This window comes from Streptomyces roseoverticillatus (assembly GCF_000719265.1).
Lineage (GTDB): Bacteria > Actinomycetota > Actinomycetes > Streptomycetales > Streptomycetaceae > Streptomyces > Streptomyces roseoverticillatus.
On record NZ_JOFL01000015.1, the window covers coordinates 71,931 to 88,533 of the forward strand.

The following is a 16,603-nucleotide window of genomic DNA, read 5'->3' on the forward strand; positions in this document are numbered from 1 at the left end:
CGCTCCCGGCCGGGAGCGCCCCCTTCTCTTGTGCGGAGAGGCGTCCCGGGCAAGCGGAAGGGCCGGGTGCGCACCGCTCTGCGGTGCGCACCCGGCCCTCGGGCGTTCTGCTCAGCGCGCGTTGAAGTACTTCGCCTCCGGGTGGTGGATGACGATCGCGTCGGTGGACTGCTCCGGGTGCAGCTGGAACTCCTCGGAGAGGTGGACTCCGATGCGCTCCGGCTGCAGCAGGTCCGCGATCTTGGCGCGGTCCTCCAGGTTCGGGCAGGCGCCGTAGCCCAGGGAGAAGCGGGCGCCGCGGTACTTCAGGGCGAACATGTCCTCGACGTCCGCCGGGTCCTCGCCGGCGAAGCCGAGCTCGGCGCGCACGCGGGCGTGCCAGTACTCGGCCATGGCCTCGGCCAGCTGGACGGACAGGCCGTGGAGTTCGAGGTAGTCGCGGTAGGCGTCGGCGGCGAACAGCTCGGCCGTGGCCTCCCCGATCCGGGAGCCGACCGTGACCACCTGCAGGCCCACCACGTCCGTCTCGCCGGACTCCTCCGGGCGGAAGTAGTCCGCGAGGCACAGCCGGCGCCCGCGCCGCTGCCGGGGGAAGGTGAAGCGCGTGCGCTCCGTGCCGTCCTCGTTCAGGAGGATGAGGTCGTCGCCCTTGGAGTAGCAGGGGAAGTAGCCGTAGACGACGGCCGCTTCGAGCAGGTTCTCGGTGTGGAGCTTGTCCAGCCAGCCGCGCAGCCGCGGGCGGCCCTCGGTCTCCACCAGCTCCTCGTAGGTGGGGCCGCCGGCGCGGGCCTGCTTCAGGCCCCACTGGCCCTTGAACAGCGCGCCCTCGTCCAGCCAGGACGCGTAGTCCTTCAGCGGGATGCCCTTGACGACGCGCGTGCCCCGGAACGGCGGCTCCGGCACGCGGTTGTCGACGGCGACGTCGGAGCGGACGGAGCCCTCGGGCTCCTCCACCTCCAGAACGGCCGTCGCCGCCTTCTTCGCCACCCGCCGCTGCTTGAGCTCCGGCAGGGACGCGCCCGGCACACCCCGCTTGACGGCGATCAGCGCGTCCATCAGGCGCAGGCCCTCGAAGGCGTCGCGGGCGTAGCGCACCTCGCCGTCGTAGATCTCGTGCAGGTCCTGCTCGACGTAGGCCCGGGTGAGGGCCGCACCGCCGAGGATCACCGGGTAGGTGGCCGCCAGCTTGCGCTGGTTGAGCTCCTCCAGGTTCTCCTTCATGATCACGGTGGACTTCACCAGGAGGCCGGACATGCCGATGACGTCCGCCCGGTGCTCCTCGGCGGCCTCCAGGATCGCCGAGACCGGCTGCTTGATGCCCAGGTTGACGACGTTGTAGCCGTTGTTGGACAGGATGATGTCGACCAGGTTCTTGCCGATGTCGTGGACGTCGCCGCGGACGGTGGCCAGCACGATCGTGCCCTTGCCCTCCGCGTCCGACTTCTCCATGTGCGGCTCCAGATAAGCCACCGCCGTCTTCATCACCTCGGCCGACTGGAGCACGAACGGCAGCTGCATCTGGCCCGAGCCGAACAGCTCGCCGACGACCTTCATGCCCTCCAGCAGCGTGTCGTTGACGATGGCCAGCGCCGGGCGCTCGGCGAGCGCCGCGTCGAGGTCCGCGTCCAGGCCGTTCTTCTCGCCGTCGATGATCCGGCGCCGCAGCCGCTCCTCCAGCGGCAGCGCGGCCAGCTCCTCGGCCTTGCCCGCCTTCATGGACTTGGTGTCCACGCCGTCGAAGAGCTCCAGCAGGCGCTGGAGCGGGTCGTAGCCCTCGCTGCGGCGGTCGTAGATCAGGTCGCCGGCGACCTTGACCTGCTCCTCGTCCAGGCGCGCGATGGGCAGGATCTTCGAGGCGTGGACGATGGCGGAGTCCAGGCCGGCCTTGACGCACTCGTCCAGGAAGACGGAGTTGAGGACCATGCGGGCGGCCGGGTTGAGGCCGAAGGAGATGTTTGACAGGCCCAGCGTCGTCTGCACGTCGGGGTGGCGGCGCTTGAGCTCGCGGATCGCCTCGATGGTGGCGATGCCGTCCTTGCGGGACTCCTCCTGCCCGGTGCAGATGGTGAAGGTGAGGCAGTCGATGAGGATGTCCGACTCCAGCACCCCCCAGTTGCCCGTCAGGTCGGCGATCAGCCGCTCCGCGATCTCGACCTTCTTCTCGACGGTGCGGGCCTGGCCCTCCTCGTCGATGGTGAGCGCGATCAGCGCGGCGCCGTGCTCGGCCGCCAGCCGGGTGATCCGCGCGAACCGCGACTCCGGGCCGTCGCCGTCCTCGTAGTTGACGGAGTTGATGACGGCCCGGCCGCCCAGCTTCTCCAGGCCCGCCTGGATGACGGCCGGTTCGGTGGAGTCCAGCACGATGGGCAGCGTCGAGGCGGTGGCGAAGCGGCCGGCGATCTCGGCCATGTCCGCCACGCCGTCCCGGCCCACGTAGTCCACGCACAGGTCGAGCAGGTGGGCGCCCTCGCGGATCTGATCGCGGGCCATCTCCACGCAGTCGTCCCAGCGGCCGTCCAGCATGGCCTCGCGGAACTTCTTCGAGCCGTTGGCGTTCGTCCGCTCACCGATGGCCAGGTACGCGGTGTCCTGGCGGAAGGGGACCGTCTGGTAGAGCGAGGCGGCGCCCGGCTCGGGGCGCGGCTCCCGCTCGGTGGGCCGCAGCCCGCGCACGCGCTCGACCACCTGGCGCAGGTGCTCCGGGGTCGTGCCGCAGCAGCCGCCGACCAGGGACAGCCCGTACTCCCGGACGAAGGTCTCGTGGGCGTCCGCGAGCTCCGCCGGGCTGAGCGGGTAGTGCGCGCCGTCCTTGCCCAGGACCGGCAGGCCGGCGTTGGGCATGGCCGAGACGCGGGTACGGGCGTGCCGCGAGAGATAGCGCAGGTGTTCGCTCATCTCGGCCGGCCCGGTGGCGCAGTTGAGGCCGATCATGTCGATGCCCAGCGGCTCCAGGGCGGTCAGCGCCGCGCCGATCTCGGAGCCCAGGAGCATCGTGCCGGTGGTCTCGACGGTCACCTGGACGAGCAGCGGAAGGTCCGCGCCCAGGGACTCCATGGCGCGGCGGGCGCCGATGACCGAGGCCTTGGTCTGCAGCAGGTCCTGGGTGGTCTCCACCAGGACCGCGTCGACGCCGCCGGCCACCAGGCCCTCGACGTTCTGCTGGTAGGCGTCGCGCAGGCTGGTGTACGGGGCGTGGCCGAGCGTCGGCAGCTTGGTGCCCGGCCCCACCGAGCCCAGCACCCAGCGGGTCCGCCCGTCGCGGGCGGTGAAGTCGTCGGCGGCCTCGCGGGCGACGCGGGCGCCGGCCTCGGAGAGCTCGAAGATGCGGTGCGCCACGTCGTACTCGCCGAGGGCGGCGAGGTTGGCGCCGAAGGTGTTGGTCTCCACGCAGTCCACGCCCACGGCGAAGTACGCCTCGTGGACAGAGCGGACGATGTCGGGGCGGGTGACGTTCAGGATCTCGTTGCAGCCTTCGAGCTGCTCGAAGTCCTCCATGCTCGGGTCCTGCGCCTGCAGCATCGTGCCCATGGCCCCGTCGGCCACCACGACCCGGGAGGCGAGTGCCTCCCGCAGTTCGGAGGCTCGGGCGGTGCTTGCGGTCGATGGCGTGAACGAGGCCATGGAAGTGCTCCCGGGGTTGCGACGGCTGTCGGCTTTGCGCCCTCGCGGAAGAAGGCGCACGCCGTCAGCGTAACTGCCGGAACCGGAATTCGGGCGGGTGTCCCACGCTTCGGATACGGGACGGATACGCGGCGGACGGGGCCGTGCGCGGCGCCCGCAGCATCTCGGCGATCATGGTTCCGCCGCCGGTCAGCTATCTCCTGGTCGGCATCGGCCGATAGTGTTCAGCAATGCCGAACGGGCATTTCGGAGGAGGTTGAGCGATGGCACGGACCATCCAGTCGCTCGAACGGGCGGCAGCGATGCTACGGCTGCTCGCGGGGGGCGAACGACGGCTGGGACTGTCCGATGTGGCCTCCGCACTCGGGCTGGCCAAGGGCACCGCCCACGGCATCCTGCGCACCCTGCAGCAGGAGGGCTTCGTCGAGCAGGACCCCGCCTCGGGGCGCTACCAGCTCGGCGCCGAGCTGCTGCGCCTGGGCAACAGCTACTTGGACGTACACGAACTGCGGGCCCGCGCCCTGCTGTGGGCGGACGACCTGGCCCGTTCCAGCGGCGAGAGCGTCTACCTGGGCGTCCTGCACCAGCAGGGGGTGCTCATCGTCCACCACGTCTTCCGGCCGGACGACAGCCGCCAGGTGCTGGAGGTGGGCGCCATGCAGCCGCTGCACAGCACGGCCCTCGGCAAGGTGCTGTGCGCCTACGACCCGGTGGCGCACAGCCAGCTGCTGGAGGCCGAGCGCGAGGCGTTCACCGGGCAGACGGTCACCGCGCTGCCCGACCTGGAGGGAGTGCTGGACCTGACCCGCGCCCGCGGCTGGGCCGCGGACGTCGAGGAGACCTGGGAGGGCGTGGCCTCGGTGGCCGCCCCCATCCACGACCGGCACCGGATGCCCGTGGGGGCCGTCGGCATCACGGGCGCGGTGGAGCGGGTCTGCGAGGACGGCGAGCTGCGGGCGCAGCTGGTCGCCGCCGTCCGGGACTGCGCGCGCGCCGTCTCCCGCGACCTGGGCGCGGGCCGCTTCTGACACCGGGGACTTTGTTGTGCCCGGTGGTGACTACCGGGTACTACTGGTCGGTAACCGATCGTGTCCAGTACGGCAGTTTTCGGCCACTCCTGCCGAGAGTTTTCGGTCACAGGACTCTTGACGAGCCCTTAACCGTGCAGAAAACTGCCGTGCATCGGTCGGCATTGTCGAACACCTAACGACAATATTCGCTATGGTGGACACTGCCGCGGGCCGATCGAAGCTCTCCATCGGAGAGCTGCGGACCACCGGAGGGACCCGGGGTCCGCCTTCCCCTGGACGAAGGACAAAGGAGTCGCGGGTGTCCAGCTCCGACATCTTCACCGGTGAGCTCATCGGTACCGCAGTGTTGATCCTGCTCGGCGGCGGCGTCTGCGCCGCCGTCACCCTGAAGCGTTCGAAGGCGCAGAACGCGGGCTGGCTCGCCATCACGTTCGGCTGGGGCTTCGCCGTCCTGACCGGTGCCTACATCGGCGCCAAGTCCGGCGCGCACCTCAACCCCGCCGTCACCCTCGGCCTCGCCATCGACGGCGCCGTCAAGTGGAGCGACGTGCCGCTCTACATCGGCTCCCAGCTGCTGGGCGCGATGATCGGTGCCGGGCTGGTGTGGCTCGCCTACTACGGCCAGTTCAAGGCCCACCTGACGGACCCGGAGCTGGTCTCGACCCTGAACCCCGCCGAGGGCATGGTCGACCAGACCGCGACCCCGCAGGCCGGCCCGGTGCTGGGCATCTTCTCCACCGGCCCCGAGATCCGCAACGTGGTGCAGAACCTCGTCACCGAGATCATCGGCACCGCCGCCCTGGTGCTGTTCATCCTCACCATGGGTCTGACCAAGGGACTGGCCACCAGCGGCACGGGCACCCTCATGGTCGCCCTCGTCGTCGTCGGCATCGGCCTCTCGCTCGGCGGCCCGACCGGATACGCCATCAACCCCGCCCGGGACCTGGGCCCGCGCATCGTGCACGCGCTGCTGCCGCTGCCGAACAAGGGCGGCTCCGACTGGGGCTACGCGTGGATCCCGGTGGCCGGCCCGCTCATCGGCGCCGCCCTGGCCGCAGGCATCCACAAGATCGCGTTCTGATCACCCGCCGAGACCCTTCCGACCTCAGGAGCAGACACACCATGACCGACGCGCACAACCAGGGCCCGTTCATCGCGGCGATCGACCAGGGCACCACCTCCTCCCGCTGCATCGTCTTCGACCGCGACGGACGCATCGTCTCCGTCGACCAGAAGGAGCACGAGCAGATCTTCCCGAAGCCGGGCTGGGTCGAGCACGACGCCAAGGAGATCTGGACCAACGTCCAGGAGGTCGTCGCCGGCGCCGTGGAGAAGGCGGGCATCACCGCCGCCGACGTCAAGGCCATCGGCATCACCAACCAGCGCGAGACCACGCTGCTGTGGGACAAGAACACGGGCGAGCCGGTCTACAACGCCATCGTCTGGCAGGACACCCGCACCGACGCGCTCTGCAAGGAGCTCGGCCGCAACGTCGGCCAGGACCGCTTCCGCCGTGAGACCGGCCTGCCGCTGGCCTCCTACTTCTCCGGCCCGAAGGTCCGCTGGCTGCTGGACAACGTCGAGGGCCTGCGCGAGCGCGCCGAGGCCGGCGACATCCTCTTCGGCACCATGGACTCCTGGGTCATCTGGAACCTCACCGGCGGTGCCGAGGGCGGCGTCCACGTGACCGACGTCACCAACGCCTCCCGCACGATGCTGATGAACCTCCGCAGCCTCGACTGGGACGAGCGCATCCTGGAGTCGATGGAGATCCCGGCCGCCGTGCTGCCGGAGATCCGCTCCTCCGCCGAGGTCTACGGCACCGCCAAGGGCGGCGCCCTCGCCGGCGTGCCCGTCGCCTCCGCGCTCGGCGACCAGCAGGCGGCCCTCTTCGGCCAGACCTGCTTCTCCGAGGGCGAGGCCAAGTCGACCTACGGCACCGGCACGTTCATGCTGATGAACACCGGCGACGAGCCCGTCAACTCCTACAACGGCCTGCTGACCACCGTCGGCTACCGCATCGGCGACCAGAAGCCCGTCTACGCCCTCGAGGGCTCCATCGCCGTCACCGGCTCCCTCGTGCAGTGGATGCGCGACCAGATGGGCCTGATCAAGAGCGCCGCCGAGATCGAGACGCTCGCCAGCTCCGTCGAGGACAACGGCGGCGCCTACTTCGTGCCGGCCTTCTCCGGCCTGTTCGCCCCCTACTGGCGCTCCGACGCGCGCGGCGTGATCGCGGGCCTGACCCGCTACGTCACCAAGGCGCACATCGCCCGCGCCGTGCTTGAGGCCACCGCCTGGCAGACCCGCGAGATCACCGACGCCATGACCAAGGACTCCGGCGTCGAGCTGACCGCACTCAAGGTCGACGGCGGCATGACCTCCAACAACTTGCTGATGCAGACCCTCTCGGACTTCCTGGACGCACCCGTCGTGCGCCCGATGGTCGCCGAGACGACCTGCCTCGGCGCTGCCTACGCCGCCGGCCTGGCCGTCGGCTTCTGGCCGGACACCGACGCGCTGCGCGCCAACTGGCGCCGGGCCGCCGAGTGGACCCCCCGCATGGACGCGGACACGCGTGACCGCGAGTACAAGAGCTGGCTCAAGGCCGTCGAGCGGACCATGGGCTGGATCGAGGACGAGGAGTAATCATGACAACCCCGCAGAGCGTTCCGACCCTGGGAACGCACCCGGCTGCCGGCGCCAACCCGGGCCGCGCCGAGACCCGGGAACGGCTGTCCAAGGCGACGTACGACCTCCTGGTGATCGGTGGCGGCATCCTGGGCACCTCGGTGGCCTGGCACGCCGCGCAGTCCGGCCTGCGGGTCGCGATGGTGGACGCCGGCGACTTCGCCGGCGCCACCTCCTCCGCCTCCTCCAAGCTGGTCCACGGCGGTCTGCGCTACCTGCAGACCGGCGCGGTCAAGCTGGTCGCGGAGAACCACCACGAGCGGCGGGTGCTGGCCAAGGACGTGGCCCCGCACCTGGTCAACCCGCTCACCTTCTACCTGCCCGTGTACAAGGGCGGCCCGGTCGGCGCGGCCAAGCTCGGCGCCGGTGTCTTCGCCTACTCGGCGCTGTCCGCCTTCGGCGACGGCGTGGGCAAGGTGATCTCCCCGGCGAAGGCCAAGGCCGACAACCCCGGTCTGCGCACGGACAACCTGAAGGCCGTCGCGGTCTACTACGACCACCAGATGAACGACTCCCGCGTGGCCGTCATGACGGTCCGTGCGGCGGTCGAGTCCGGTGCCGTGGTGCTCAACCACGCCGAGGTGACCGGCCTGCGCTTCACGCACGGCAAGGTCACCGGCGCCGAGCTCAAGGACCGCCTGGACGGCACCGAGTTCGGCATCGACGCGCGCGTCGTCCTCAACGCCACCGGCCCGTGGGTGGACCACCTGCGCAAGCTGGAAGACAAGGGCGCCGCGCCGTCGATCCGCCTCTCCAAGGGCGCGCACATCGTGATGAAGCGCAAGTCGCCGTGGAAGGCCGCCATGGCCACCCCGATCGACAAGTACCGCATCACCTTCGCCCTGCCGTGGGAGGACCAGCTGCTGCTGGGCACCACGGACACCCAGTACGAGGGCGACCCGGCGGACGTGCGCGCCACCGAGGCGGACATCCAGCAGATCCTCGACGAGGCGGCGTTCTCCATCCAGGACGCGGACCTCGACCGCGACCTCATGACGTACGCCTTCGCCGGCCTGCGCGTGCTGCCCGGCGGTCCGGGCGACGTCTCCCAGGCCAAGCGCGAGACGGTCGTCTCCGAGGGCAAGGGCGGCATGCTCTCCGTCGCCGGCGGCAAGTGGACGACCTACCGCCACATCGGCCGCACGGTCATGAAGAAGCTCGCCCAGGTGCCCGGCAGCCCGCTGACCGAGGACATGGAGCCCATCTCCAGCCTCGTCCGCCGCACCCCGCTGCCCGGCGTCGCCAACCCCAACGCGGTCGCCCACCGCCTGCTCGTCGACCGCGAGCCCGGCACCCGCATGGACCCGCTGACCGCCCGCCACCTCGCCTCGCACTACGGCTCGCTGTCCTTCGACATCGCGCGCCTGGTCAACGAGAACCCCGAGCTCGGCGAGCGCATCCACCCCGACGGCCCGGAGATCTGGGCCCAGGTCGTCTACGCCCGCGACCACGAGTGGGCCGAGACCGTCGACGACGTCCTGCGCCGCCGCACGACCCTGACCATCCGCGGCCTGGACGACGAAAACGTCCGTGCCCGGGTCAAGGACATGCTGGCCGACCAGGGCTGATCCGCCGGTACCTGCCGCGGCCCCGGGGGCGGGACACCCTGCGTGTCCCGCCCCCGGGGCGTCCCCTTTTCGCCACAGGGCAACTGACCTGCTCTTTTTGTCGTCCCTAAGAGAAAACGAGGGGGACGAGATGAAGAAGCAGGCCGGCCGGGCCCTGGCGGCCAGACTGCGCGCATGGCGCCCGCGCAGGAAGACGGCGATACGGGTCGTACTGGCCCTCGTCCTGGTCGTGCTGGCACCCGTCGTCGCGGCGGGCAGCGTGCTGCGAGCCTCGTACGCCGGAACGCCCGCCGCCGACGCCGTCACCCGCGGCCGCGACGCCGTATGGCTCGGCCACGCGTGGCTCGACGGACGGCGCGGGCCCGCGGACATCGCCGCGCTCAAACGCAACCTCGCCGGCACCGGCATGCGCGACCTGTACATCCACGCGGGCCCGCTGGAGCACGACGGCACCCTGCCCGCCACCGCCTACCCGGACGCCCGCCGGATGATCGGCGTCCTGCACCGCGAACTGCCCGGCGTCCGCATCCAGGCCTGGCTGGGCGACAAGCTGGTGCGCCCCGGCGAGGGCTCGGGCGGCCTGCGCCTGGACGACCCGCGGGCCCGCGCCGCCGTCGTCGAGAGCGCGCGGCAGGTGATGCGGGCCGGCTTCGAGGGCGTCCACCTCGACGTCGAACCCGTCCGCACCGGCGACCGCGGCTTCCTCGCCCTGCTGGGCGCCCTGCACCCGGCGGTGCGGGGCGCCGGGGGAGTGCTGTCGGTCGCCGCCCAGCAGATCGACCCGGTGCCCGCGATGCACGCCGCCGCCCGCCTGGCCGGCAGCCCCAAGTGGTGGACGCAGCGCTACTTCGCCCAGGTCGCGCGCCGCACCGACCAGATCGCGGTCATGTCGTACGACACGGCCCTGCCCGTCGAGAGCCTCTACGGCGGCTACGTCGCCCGGCAGACGGAGCTCGCCCTGCAGGTCACGCCCGCCGGCACCGACCTGCTGATGGGCCTGCCCTTCTACCACACGGACGATCTCGGCCACCACGGTCACGCCGAGACGGCCGCGGCGGCCGTCCGCGGAGCGCGGCTCGGCCTGTCCCGCGAGGACCACGGCCGCACGCACTTCGGACTGGCGCTCTACGTGGACTTCGCCGCCACCGAGGACGACTGGCGCGCCTATCGGAACGGTTGGGGCGCAAGGGGCTGAGGAAGAGCCCGTACAGGGGCTGCGACCGGGCCGCGGGGAGGTCGTAGTCTTGGGGTCGCACAACAGAGCAGCAGAAGAATCCGCAAGGAACAGCAACCGGAGCCACCGTGCGGGGGCCCGGTCGGAAGGAGGCGCTGGGTGATCGAGCTTGAGGGGGTACCCGAGCTGATCGACCCGGTCATGATCTGTGCCTTCGAGGGCTGGAACGACGCGGGGGACGCTGCTTCCAGCGCGGTCGCGCACCTGGAGCGGGAGTGGAAGGGCGAGGTGTTCGGCGCGCTCGACGCCGAGGACTACTACGACTTCCAGGTCAACCGCCCCACGGTCTGGCTCGACGGCGGGGTCCGCAAGGTCACGTGGCCGACGACCAGGCTGTCCGTCGTGCGCACCGGCGGCGACGGCAAGGGGGCACCGCGCGACCTCGTGCTGGTGCGCGGCATCGAGCCCAGCATGCGCTGGCGCTCGTTCTGCAACGAGATCCTGGGCTTCGCCCACGAGCTCGGCGTGGAGCTGGTGGTCGTCCTGGGCTCGCTGCTCGGGGACACCCCGCACACGCGGCCCGTGCCGGTCAGCGGCGTCACCTCCGACCCCGACCTCGCGCGGACCATGGACCTGGAGGAGTCCCGCTACGAGGGCCCGACCGGGATCGTCGGCATCCTCCAGGAGGCCTGCACCCACGCCGGAGTCCCGGCGGTGAGCCTGTGGGCGGCCGTCCCGCACTACGTCTCGCAGCCGCCGAACCCGAAGGCCACCCTGGCGCTCCTGAACCGCCTGGAGGACCTGATCGACCTGCGCATCCCGCTCGGCGAGCTGCCGGAGGACGCGCGGGCCTGGCAGCTGGGCGTCGACCAGCTGGCGGCCGAGGACAGCGAGGTCGCCGAGTACGTGCAGTCCCTGGAGGAGGCGCGCGACACGGCCGACCTGCCGGAGGCCTCCGGAGAGGCCATCGCACGCGAGTTCGAGCGCTATCTGCGCCGCCGCGACCCGCAGTCCGGCGACGGCTCGTACCTGCGCGACACCACCAGCGGGCGCACGCGCCCGCAGCGGTCGCCGAAGGACGAGGGGACGGTGCCCGAGGAGGAGACCGAGAGCCCCGAGGACGAGGCCTGAGGCGGCTCAGGCGGCTGAGGCGGTGACCTGAGGCGCCCGGGCCGCGGCCCGGGGCCCGGGGCCGCCGTGGCGGGGGGTCCGAGGGGCCCCCGATGTGACGAACCTCCGATATTGAAGAGACGTCCGCAACCGTCCGCCGTACACTTGTCGGTCCGGTGAAGGCCGGTTCGCACAGCCCCGCCGTGGGCCGCGCGAGCCGGCCTTCTCGTCCCCTCAGGAGGTGTGCCCCGGATGACCAGCAGCATCCCCGTTGCCCCGCCCCGTGCGGCCGCGGGATCCGCCCTGCAGGCGGTCCTGCTCGACATGGACGGCACCCTCGTCGACACGGAGGGCTTCTGGTGGGAGGTGGAGGTCGCCGTCTTCGCCGAGCTGGGCCACCAGCTGCTGGAGGAGTACCGCGAGGTCGTCGTCGGCGGCCCGATGGCGCGCAGCGCCTCCTTCCTCATCCAGGCCACGGGCGCGAAGATCGCCCTGACGGAGCTCACCGTCCTGCTCAACGCGCGCTTCTCCGAGATGATCGGGCGCGGGGTGCCGCTGATGCCGGGCGCCCGGCGGCTGCTCGCCGAGCTCGCCGCCCACAAGATCCCCGCCGCCCTGGTCTCGGCCTCGCACCGGGAGATCATCGACCGCGTGCTGCTCACCCTGGGCCCGGAGAACTTCGCGCTGACCGTCGCGGGCGACGAGACCGAGCGCACCAAGCCGTACCCCGACCCGTATCTGCTGGCGGCCGCCCGGCTCGGGGCCGAGCCCGGGCGGTGCGCGGTCGTGGAGGACACCCTGACCGGGGTGACGGCCGCGGAGGCGGCCGGCTGCCGGGTGGTGGCGGTGCCGTCCGTGGCGCCCATCCCGCCCGCCTCCGGGCGGACCGTCGTCGGCTCTCTCGAGGAAGTGGATCTCGGGTTTCTCCGCGGTCTGATCACGGGAATGCACCGGCCCGTGCACTGAGCGTGCCACGCAGAAAGTTCAAGGAACTCTGGGCGCCGGAACGAGTGTTTTCCGTGACGAATGCGGTGACTTAATTCCCGCAGCCGCGGGAAAGTCGCCCGAGTGACCTTCGTCACCGCATGCGACGGCGGTGTGTACGGAAACGATCACCCGGTGGTGTCTTCCCGGAGGTTGAAGCGCACCCTTGTGTCCCGATTGGTGATCGAGTGCGTGAATCGTTCCGGCATCCGGATATCGGTGAAACCCGCCGCTGTTATCGCCGCGTGATATCGCGTCAACTTCTCCGTGTTCCGGTGGCACCGGCCCCCGGCACTAATCTTTTCGCGAGAACTTCACGGCTTGCCCGTGGGCCCGCCCACCAGTCCTCGGTAGGGTCCCGGGAACCGAACGCATCACAGGGAGAACCCCACACAATGAACCGCAAGACGTTGGTGCTGCCGACCGTGGCAGCCCTGCTGGCCCCCGTGCTCGTCGCCTGCGGCGGGAGCGACGGAGCCGGCAAGGGCGGCGGCGCCATCGTCGTCGGCACCACCGACCGGTTCGAGGAGACCACGGACGCCCCCGCGCCGTTCGACCCGGCCGCCGCGTACGACATCGGCGTCTGGAACGTTCTCCACAGCACTTTCCAGACCCTGCTGCGGCTGCCCCGCTCCGGCACCACCCCGGTCCCCGACGCCGCGTCCAAGTGCTCCTGGGGCGACCGCAAGAACGAGCAGTTCCGCTGCACCCTGCGCAGCGGCCTGAAGTTCTCCAACGGGCACGCGCTCACGGCCGAGGACGTCAAGTTCTCCATCGACCGCGCCCGCGCCATCAACTTCGAGAACGGCCCGGTCTCGCTGCTCAGCAACATCGACCGGGTGGAGACGCCGGGCGAGCTGGAGGTCGTCTTCCAGCTGAAGACGCCCGACGCGACCTTCCCGCAGAAGATCGCCACCCCGGCCGCCGCCATCGTCGACGCCGAGTCCTACGACAAGAACAAGCTCGACAACGGCTTCAAGGTCGTCGGCTCCGGCCCGTACACGCTGCAGACCGAGGAGAAGGACGGCCGCGTCGTCAAGGCCGTGCTCAACCGCAACAAGGACTACCAGGGCGCCGTCCAGCCGCAGAACGACAAGGTCGAGATGCGCTTCTACGACGACTCCCGGTCGATGGAGAAGGCCCTCAAGTCGGGCGACATCGACATCATGAACCGCACCCTGTCCCCGGACCAGGTCAGCCGCCTGCGCGGGGACGCGAGCAAGGACGTCAAGCTGCTCGAGGCCCCCGGCCAGGAGATCAGCTACCTCGCCTTCAACACCGACGACCCGACGGTGAAGAACAAGGCCGTCCGCCAGGCCATGGCCCAGGTCGTCGACCGCGCGGCGCTGGCCCGCGACTCCTACGACCGCACCAACGACCCGCTGTACTCTCTCGTGCCCATGGGCATCACCGGTCACCAGAACTCGTTCTCCAACAAGTACGGCGACCCCAGCGCGGAGAAGGCCCGCGGCATCCTGCGCTCCGGCAACGTCAGCACCCCCGTGCCGCTCACCCTCACCTACACCACCGACCACTACGGTGAGGCCACCGAGAAGTCCTTCAAGACCCTGCAGAAGCAGCTGAACGACAGCGGTCTGTTCAGCGTCAAGCTCCAGGGCAAGGAGTGGTCCGAGTTCCGTCCCGAGGCCGCCGCCGGCAAGTACGCCGTCTACGGCATGGGCTGGTTCCCCGACTTCCCGGACGCCGACAACTTCGTCGCCCCGTTCATCGGCAAGGACAACTTCCTCCGCTCGCCGTACCGGAACAACAAGATCAGCAACGAGCTGATCCCGGACTCCCGCGAGGCCGCGCAGCGCGAGTCGGCGGCCAAGTACTTCCAGCAGGCTCAGGACATCGTCGCCGAGGAGGTGCCGGTGCTGCCGCTGTGGCAGGGCAAGCAGTACGTGGCGGCCCGGGAGAACATCACCGGTGCCGAGTGGGCGCTCAACTCCGCCTCCGAGATGCAGCCGTGGGAACTCGCCCGCGGCGTGTGAGGCACCCAGCCGTCAGACCGGTTCTGCCGACGACCTGTTCACGATTTGTTCAGAGACGAACAAGGAAACTGTGAGGAACGTGCACGTGAGGAAACGTGACCAGTGGCTTGCCGCCCCGCTCGGTGCGGGGCTCGCCGCCGCCCTGCTCACCGGGTGCGGTTCGGAAGACGGCAATGCCGGCGGCACCGGTGAGTCGGTGGTCATGGGGATGTCCGACGAGGTCGTGTCCACCGACCCGGCATCCGGTTACGACCCGGGCTCCTGGATTGTGTTCAACAACATCTTCCAGTCGCTGATGAGCTTCCCCAAGGGGAGCACCATCCCCCAGCCCGACGCCGCCGACAAGTGCAGCTTCAAGGACGAGAGCAGCACCGTCTACCAGTGCACCCTCAAGGAGGGGCTCAAGTTCAGCAACGGCCACGACCTCACCTCCGAGGACGTCGCCTACTCCTTCAACCGCACCCTGAAGATCAATGACAAGAAGGGTCCCGCCTCGGCCCTGCTGTCCTCGATCAAGAACATCAGGACGCCGGACAAGCTGAACGTCGTCTTCGAGCTCAAGCGCTCCGACGCCACCTTCCCGCAGAAGATCGCCTCGGGCGCCGGCTCGATCGTGGACCACCAGGAGTACCCCGCGGACAAGCTCCGCACGGACGGCAAGGCTGTCGGCTCCGGTGTCTACAAGCTGGACTCGTACGACGAGAAGCAGGCCAAGTTCTCGGTCAACAAGGACTACAAGGGCAGTGCGGTCGTCCAGAACCGCGGCGTGACGATGAAGCTCTTCCACGGCGAGCAGGCCGCGCTGAAGGACGCCGTCCAGAAGGGCGACATCGACCTCGCCTACCGTGGTCTCGCCATGAAGGACATCGCCGACCTCGACGCCGCGGCCGGCAAGCACAACCTCAAGGTCGTCGAGGGCACCAGCGCCGAGGTCCAGCACCTGGTGTTCAACACCAAGGACCCGGTCGTCGGCAAGACCGGCGTCCGCAAGGCCATCGCCTACCTGATCGACCGCAGCGCCCTCGTCCGCGACGTCTACAAGCGCACCGCCGAGCCGCTGTACTCGATCGTCCCCAGCGGCATCACCGGTCACAAGACCTCGTTCTACGACGCCTACGGCGACCGGCCGCAGCAGGACAAGGCCGCCGCCGCCCTGAGCTCCGCCGGCATCAAGGACAAGGTCAAGCTCACCCTGTGGGCCACCCCGGTCCGCTACGGCCCCGGCACCGTCCCGGAGTTCCAGGAGATCGCCAAGCAGCTCAACAAGAGCGGCCTCTTCGAGGCGGACGTGAAGTCCGTCCCGCTGGAGGAGTACGAGCAGGGCATCGCCGCCGGCAAGTACGGCGTCTACGTGAAGGGCTGGGTCCCCGACTACCCGGACCCGGACAACTTCACGGCGCCCTTCTTCGGCGAGGACAACGTGGTCTCCAACAACTACGATTCCAAGGAGATCACCAGCCGCATCCTGGCCACCGCCGCCAACGGCAGCCGGCCCTCCACCGTCGGCGACTTCGCCAAGGTGCAGAACACCGTCGCCCAGGACGTGCCGCTCCTCCCGCTCTGGCAGGGCAAGCAGTACGCCGTGGCCGGCGAGCGCATCTCCGGTCTCCAGTGGACCCTCGACGCCTCGACCGTCTTCCGATTCTGGGAGATCGGCAAGGCCTCGAAGGGCTGACCGGCCCCCACGCGAAAGTGCCCTCCCCCGGGACATCCGGGGGAGGGCACCGTGCTTTCAGGGGCCGGGGCGGCTACTGCGCGCCCGGCCGCACCAGCCCGCTCTCGTACGCGTAGACCGCCGCCTGCACGCGGTCCCGCAGCCCGAGCTTCGTCAGGACGTGCCCCACGTGCGTCTTCACCGTGGTCTCGCTGACGAACAGATCCGCCGCGATCTCCGCGTTCGACAGGCCGCGCGCCACCAGCTTCAGCACCTCGACCTCGCGGTCCGTCAGCGTGTGCAGCGTGTCCGGCAGCGGCTCCTCGCCCGACGGAAGATGGCCCGCGTACTTGTCCAGCAGCCGGCGCGTGATGCTCGGCGCGAGCATCGCCTCGCCGCCCGCCACCACCCGGATCGCCTGCACCAGCTCATTGGCCGGCGCGTCCTTCAGCAGGAAGCCGCTCGCACCCGCGCGCAGCGCCTCCACCACGTACTCGTCGAGATCGAAGGTGGTCAGCACCAGCACCTTCGCCGGGCCGTTCCGGTCCGGACCGGTGATCTGGCGCGTCGCCTCGACGCCGTCCATCCGGGGCATCCGGATGTCCATCAGGACCACATCCGGCTGCAGGGCCCGCACCTGATCCAGCGCCTGCAGGCCGTCCCCCGCCTCGCCCACCACCGCGAGGTCCTGTTCCGCTTCGAGAATCATCCGGAAGCCGGTGCGCAGCAGCGGCTGGTCGTCGACCAGTAGGACGCGGATCGCCACAGGAACTCCT

The 16,603-nt window shown here is 70.2% G+C and carries 11 protein-coding genes; 9 read left to right on the plus strand and 2 right to left on the minus strand.

Features of this window, described 5'->3' with window-relative positions; translation table 11 throughout:
- Nucleotides 1–111 precede the first annotated feature (111 nt).
- Nucleotides 112–3,621 (minus strand): methionine synthase, encoded by a 3,510-nt coding sequence (metH, locus tag IF61_RS0118915; RefSeq protein ID WP_030367617.1) that lies wholly within the window; start codon nucleotides 3,619–3,621, stop codon nucleotides 112–114.
- A 263-nt stretch (nucleotides 3,622–3,884) separates the two neighbouring features.
- Here metH and IF61_RS0118920 point away from each other — a divergent pair, with 263 nt between their 5' ends.
- The 9 genes from IF61_RS0118920 to IF61_RS0118960 all read left to right on the plus strand — a co-directional run bounded on the left by IF61_RS0118920 (nucleotide 3,885) and on the right by IF61_RS0118960 (nucleotide 15,848).
- Nucleotides 3,885–4,649 carry an IclR family transcriptional regulator gene (locus tag IF61_RS0118920; protein ID WP_030367618.1) on the plus strand — a complete coding sequence of 255 codons (765 nt, stop codon included), beginning with the start codon at nucleotides 3,885–3,887 and terminating at the stop codon, nucleotides 4,647–4,649.
- A gap of 301 nt (nucleotides 4,650–4,950) precedes the next feature.
- Nucleotides 4,951–5,733 (plus strand): MIP/aquaporin family protein, encoded by a 783-nt coding sequence (locus IF61_RS0118925; protein WP_030367619.1) that lies wholly within the window; start codon nucleotides 4,951–4,953, stop codon nucleotides 5,731–5,733.
- Between the two features lie 41 nt (nucleotides 5,734–5,774).
- Nucleotides 5,775–7,301 carry a glycerol kinase GlpK gene (glpK, locus tag IF61_RS0118930; RefSeq protein ID WP_030367620.1) on the plus strand — a complete coding sequence of 509 codons (1,527 nt, stop codon included), beginning with the start codon at nucleotides 5,775–5,777 and terminating at the stop codon, nucleotides 7,299–7,301.
- 2 nt (nucleotides 7,302–7,303) lie between these two features.
- On the plus strand, nucleotides 7,304–8,911 hold the full coding sequence (locus IF61_RS0118935; RefSeq protein ID WP_030367621.1) for a glycerol-3-phosphate dehydrogenase/oxidase: 1,608 nt from the start codon (nucleotides 7,304–7,306) through the stop codon (nucleotides 8,909–8,911).
- Between the two features lie 130 nt (nucleotides 8,912–9,041).
- Nucleotides 9,042–10,106: a glycoside hydrolase family 18 protein gene (locus tag IF61_RS0118940; RefSeq protein WP_030367622.1), complete on the plus strand. Its 1,065-nt coding sequence runs from the start codon at nucleotides 9,042–9,044 to the stop codon at nucleotides 10,104–10,106.
- Nucleotides 10,107–10,244: 138 nt separating this feature from the next.
- Nucleotides 10,245–11,216, plus strand: coding sequence for a PAC2 family protein (locus IF61_RS0118945; protein ID WP_030367623.1), 972 nt, complete (start codon nucleotides 10,245–10,247; stop codon nucleotides 11,214–11,216).
- A 231-nt stretch (nucleotides 11,217–11,447) separates the two neighbouring features.
- Entirely contained in the window at nucleotides 11,448–12,161 is a 714-nt protein-coding gene (locus IF61_RS0118950) for an HAD family hydrolase (protein ID WP_030367624.1), read from the plus strand.
- A 413-nt stretch (nucleotides 12,162–12,574) separates the two neighbouring features.
- Nucleotides 12,575–14,173 (plus strand): ABC transporter substrate-binding protein, encoded by a 1,599-nt coding sequence (locus IF61_RS0118955; RefSeq protein WP_030367625.1) that lies wholly within the window; start codon nucleotides 12,575–12,577, stop codon nucleotides 14,171–14,173.
- A gap of 85 nt (nucleotides 14,174–14,258) precedes the next feature.
- Nucleotides 14,259–15,848 (plus strand): ABC transporter substrate-binding protein, encoded by a 1,590-nt coding sequence (locus IF61_RS0118960; protein WP_030367626.1) that lies wholly within the window; start codon nucleotides 14,259–14,261, stop codon nucleotides 15,846–15,848.
- 73 nt (nucleotides 15,849–15,921) lie between these two features.
- On the opposite strand, the gene IF61_RS0118965 is transcribed toward IF61_RS0118960, so the two are convergent.
- Nucleotides 15,922–16,593, minus strand: coding sequence for a response regulator (locus IF61_RS0118965; protein WP_030367627.1), 672 nt, complete (start codon nucleotides 16,591–16,593; stop codon nucleotides 15,922–15,924).
- Nucleotides 16,594–16,603 lie beyond the last annotated feature (10 nt).

Excerpts from the sequence above, each read along its gene's own strand:
- metH (WP_030367617.1), bottom strand. The coding sequence starts at position 3,621 with ATGGCCTCGTTCACGCCATCGACCGCAAGCACCGCCCGAGCCTCCGAA.
- IF61_RS0118920 (WP_030367618.1), top strand. The coding sequence starts at position 3,885 with ATGGCACGGACCATCCAGTCGCTCGAACGGGCGGCAGCGATGCTACGG.
- glpK (WP_030367620.1), top strand. The coding sequence starts at position 5,775 with ATGACCGACGCGCACAACCAGGGCCCGTTCATCGCGGCGATCGACCAG.
- IF61_RS0118935 (WP_030367621.1), top strand. The coding sequence starts at position 7,304 with ATGACAACCCCGCAGAGCGTTCCGACCCTGGGAACGCACCCGGCTGCC.
- IF61_RS0118940 (WP_030367622.1), top strand. The coding sequence starts at position 9,042 with ATGAAGAAGCAGGCCGGCCGGGCCCTGGCGGCCAGACTGCGCGCATGG.
- IF61_RS0118950 (WP_030367624.1), top strand. The coding sequence starts at position 11,448 with ATGACCAGCAGCATCCCCGTTGCCCCGCCCCGTGCGGCCGCGGGATCC.
- IF61_RS0118955 (WP_030367625.1), top strand. The coding sequence starts at position 12,575 with ATGAACCGCAAGACGTTGGTGCTGCCGACCGTGGCAGCCCTGCTGGCC.